Origin of the sequence: Acinetobacter calcoaceticus, assembly GCF_051947995.1 — a bacterium.
Lineage (GTDB): Bacteria > Pseudomonadota > Gammaproteobacteria > Pseudomonadales > Moraxellaceae > Acinetobacter.
The window spans coordinates 1-225 of sequence record NZ_JBLVVH010000060.1 but is presented as its reverse complement, the minus strand read 5'-3'; the positions used below and the strand labels follow the sequence as shown (position 1 = coordinate 225).

The window sequence follows — 225 nt, the reverse complement described above, 5'->3', positions numbered from 1 at the left end:
GCGTCGTGGTCTGCCCTATGGGCATCGATATCCGCGACGGTTCTCAGTTGGAGTGCATCAACTGCGGCCTCTGCGTCGACGCCTGCGACGACATCCTCGGCAAGCTGGGCCGGCCCACGGGCCTGATCGCCTATGACACCGACGCGGCGGTCGCAGCGCGCACCTGTGGTCAGAAGGCGGTCTACAAGCCCGTCCGCTCGCGCACCGTCTACTACGCCGTAGCCC

The 225-nt window shown here is 67.1% G+C and carries 1 protein-coding gene; it reads left to right on the top strand.

The features are described from left to right. Positions 1-17: 17 nt before the first annotated feature. Positions 18-225: 4Fe-4S dicluster domain-containing protein (locus ACNQO6_RS18545; protein WP_440209926.1), on the top strand; the 208-nt coding region annotated here is incomplete at its 3' end.